Source organism: Protofrankia sp. Cr1 (genome assembly GCF_963555865.1).
In the GTDB taxonomy this organism is placed as follows: Bacteria; Actinomycetota; Actinomycetes; order Frankiales; family Frankiaceae; genus Protofrankia.
Genome location: NZ_CAUVXO010000108.1, coordinates 10,989 through 14,550, shown reverse-complemented (window position 1 = coordinate 14,550; position 3,562 = coordinate 10,989). Strand labels below are relative to the sequence as shown.

Here is a 3,562-nt window from a genome sequence, read left to right as displayed (position 1 = left end):
CTGCTGGGCGACCCCTCGACCGTGATCCTGGACGAGCCGGTGAACGGCCTGGACCCGGAGGGCATCCGTTGGATCCGCAATCTGCTCAAGGGGTTGGCGGCGGAGGGTCGGACGGTGTTCGTCTCCTCGCACCTGATGAGCGAGATGGCGCTGACCGCCGAGCACCTCATCGTGATCGGCCGTGGTCGGTTGATCGCGGACACCTCCGTTGCGGACTTCATCCACAGCGCGTCGGCCAACACCGTGAAGGTCCGTTCGCCGCAGGCGTCCGGGCTGCGCGATCTGCTCGTGAGCGCGGACGTGACGGTTGAGGCCGCTGCGCCCGACACCTTGATGGTCACCGGCCTCACCAGCGAGCAGGTCGGGCAGACGGCGGCGGAGAACGGCATCGTGCTGTACGAGCTGACACCCCAGCAGGCGTCACTGGAGGAAGCGTTCATGGATCTCACCCGGGACAGCGTCGAATATCATGCTGACGTCCCCACCGCACAGTCCGCGATGGGAACCCCGTCATGACCGCGGTGACCGAAGCCGGCACGGGCGGCAGCGGCCCGCAGGCGCAGAAAGGCATGCAGGCGCAGAGCGAACCGGCGGTGCGGGTGACCCAGCTGCGGGTCATACGCTCGGAGTGGACGAAGCTGCACTCGCTTCGGTCCACCCGATACTCGCTGCTTGCCGCGCTGGCGGTCACAATCGGGCTCGGCATCCTCATCTCATGGGGGAGCGCCAGCCATTGGGACGAGGAGAATCCGGGCGAGCGTCTTTTCTTCGATCCCACCTTGACGAGCCTCAGCGGCATCTTCCTCGCCCAGCTCGCTGTCGGGGTGCTCGGCGTCCTGATCGTCAGTGGCGAGTACTCCACCGGCATGATCCGCGCGACGATGGCCGCGGTACCCAGGCGGCTGCCCGTACTCTGGGCCAAGGCAGTGGTTTTCGCCGTGGTCACCTTTGTGCTGATGACCGTCGCGTCGTTCGTGGCGTTCGCCGGCGGCCAGGCGATGATGGCGTCCAAACACATCTCCACAACGCTGTCGCACCCGGGTGTCCTCACCGCGGTGATCGGCGGTGGCCTGTACCTGACGGTCGTCGGCGTGCTGGGTGTCGCCCTCGGTGCGCTGCTACGTAGCACCGCCGGTGGGATTGCGACCCTGTTCGCGCTGCTCCTGATACTTCCGATCATCGTGCACTTCCTGCCGTCGGACTGGCAGGACCACATCAACAAGTACCTGCCGAGCAACGCCGGACAGTCAATCCTCAATGTGGTGCACGATTCCTCCGCGTTGTCACCGTGGACCGGGCTCGCGCTGTTCTGCGGGTATGCCCTGCTGGCTCTTGCCGGTTCCGCCGTCCTGCTGCAGCGCCGGGACGCCTGAATGACGTCCCGGTGACCACCGCTCACGCAGGTGGTCACCGGCCTTCGCTCTGTGTTGGCCCCGCGGACAGCTAGGGCGATCAGGATGCGCACAGGCGCGGCCGGGAGGCCGTACCGACGTGTCAACGGGGAGGAATCAGCATGAGCGAGGAACCTTCTGTGGCCCGATCGCAGCCGGCGTTGGGGCGTCGTGCGCTCCTGCGCGCCGCCGGGGTGGCGGGCCTCACCGCCGCCGCCGTGCCGTTGCTGGAACGTCCGGGCGTTGCGGCCGAGTTGGTACGCCAACCGACGGTCGCGGGCGCGCCGTCCCCGGAGCAGCTGCATGTCCAGTTCGGCACGGATGCGGCCAGCCAGATCACGGTGTCGTGGGCGACGCCGGAGCGGGTGAGCCAACCGCGGTTGCGCCTGGGGCGGCACGGTTCGGGCTTCGGGACGAGTGTCGATGCGCAGGAGCGCGTCTATGTCGAGGCACTGACCGGGCAGACGGTCTGGACCTACCACGCCGAGCTGGACCGGTTGGCGTCCGACACCGACTTCACCTACGCGGTGCACCACCGTGGCGCCCCGCCGGTGGAAGGTACGTTCCGCACCGCGCCGCGCGGACGCAAGCGGTTCCGCTTCACCAGCTTCGGCGACCAGGCCGTACCGGCGGCGGTCGGACAGGGCCTCGGCCCGTGGTCGGCGAACTCCGGTTACATCGTGGACGCGGTCGAGGCACTCGACCCGCTGTTCCACCTCGTCAACGGCGACCTGTGCTATGCCAACGTCAGCGACGACCCGGTGGGGACCTGGCGCAGCTTCTTCAACAACAACATGCGTTCCGCGCGCAACCGTCCGTGGATGCCATGCGCGGGCAACCACGAGAACGAGGTCGGCAACGGCCCGCAGGGCTACCTCGCCTACCAGACCCGGTTCGCCCTTCCGTGCAATGACTCGAAGGTCCCCGACTTCGCCGGCAACTGGTATGCCTTCACCGTCGGATCGGTTCGGGTCATTTCGATCAACAATGACGACGTGTGCCTTCAGGACGGCGGTTTCAGCGGTTACCGCCGCGACCACGTCCCGACGTATGCCAGCGCCAGCTCCAATCCATACATCCATGGCTACAGCCAGGGCGAGCAGCGGGCCTGGCTCGAACGGACGCTGGCGGCGGCGCGGCACGACCGTGACATCGACTGGATCGTGGTGTTCATGCACCAGGTCGCGATGTCCTCCGCCCACTTCAACGGAGCGGACCTCGGCATCCGGCAGGAATTCGTGCCGTTGTTCGACAAGTACGGCGTCGACCTGGTGCTCGGCGGTCACGAGCACCATTTCGAACGGACCTTCCCCGTGCGCGGAATCCTGCCCGGCAGTTCGCTGCTCACGCCGGCACCGCAGGCCGACGACGCCACGGTCATCGACACGACCCGCGGTACCGTACACATGATCATTGGTGGCGGCGGGCATCCCGCCTTTACCCCGCCTGCCTCTTTCGACGCACCCCACGACGGCGTCGTGATCTACGACGTCGCGGCCGGTAGCCCGACGACGCAGCACCGGGCCCTGACCACGACCGAACCCGCGCCGTGGTCGGCCTACCGCGACCTTGCCACCCCGTACGGCTTCGCCTCGTTCGACGTCGAGCCCAACGCGCCCGGCGGAAAGACGACGATCACCGTCAGTCACTTCGGTGCCGCGGCGGGTTCGTCCAGCTACACCGAACTCGACCGTTTCACCCTCGTACGTCCGCGCAAGCACCAGCACGGGATGGACGGTTAGCACCGGCCAAAGGGCGTGCGATGGTGGTTGGTCGCACGCCCGGAGGCCCATGTGAGGCTGGCCTGGCCAAAGGGCGTGCGATGGTGGTTGGTCGCACGCCCTTTGGCGTGATGCCTGAGATGATCGTTAGCTGGTGCGTCGACCTGGGCGCACACCGGCGGCGCGCAGCGCCCCGGACAGGTCCGCGACCTGCGCGTCCCGGCTGGTGAGCGGCTTGAGCCCCAGGCTGCGTTCGATGGTCGCCAGGATGGACGTCGTGTCGTAGACGGTGTGGTCGACGCCGGAGTGCGGCAGGGACGTGCTTATCACCAGTGCGGGGACGCGGGTCCCCGGTCCGAACTGGTCATGAACGCCCCGGGTGGAGCGGCCCTGGCCGGGCGGGGAGACGTGGTCCCACTGGCCACCGAACTCGTCATAGGTGACCACGAC

General features: G+C 67.7%; 3 protein-coding genes and 1 pseudogene. 3 read left to right on the top strand and 1 reads right to left on the bottom strand.

Annotated features, from left to right (window positions below; genetic code table 11):
- The 3 genes and pseudogenes from U9980_RS11350 to U9980_RS11340 all read left to right on the top strand — a co-directional run.
- Positions 1-516, top strand: a pseudogene (locus tag U9980_RS11350) (ABC transporter ATP-binding protein); the annotation flags it as partial.
- Complete coding sequence (locus U9980_RS11345; protein ID WP_322767882.1) at positions 513-1,373, top strand: ABC transporter permease subunit; 861 nt, start codon at positions 513-515, stop codon at positions 1,371-1,373. The pseudogene U9980_RS11350 and the gene U9980_RS11345, both read left to right, overlap by 4 nt.
- A gap of 140 nt (positions 1,374-1,513) precedes the next feature.
- The gene (locus U9980_RS11340) at positions 1,514-3,133 is read left to right on the top strand and encodes a fibronectin type III domain-containing protein (RefSeq protein WP_416210235.1); all 1,620 of its coding nucleotides are present in this window, start codon (positions 1,514-1,516) and stop codon (positions 3,131-3,133) included.
- A 126-nt stretch (positions 3,134-3,259) separates the two neighbouring features.
- Here U9980_RS11340 and U9980_RS11335 read toward each other — a convergent pair.
- On the bottom strand, positions 3,260-3,562 hold a 303-nt coding region (locus U9980_RS11335), incomplete at its 5' end, for an alkaline phosphatase family protein (RefSeq protein WP_322767880.1).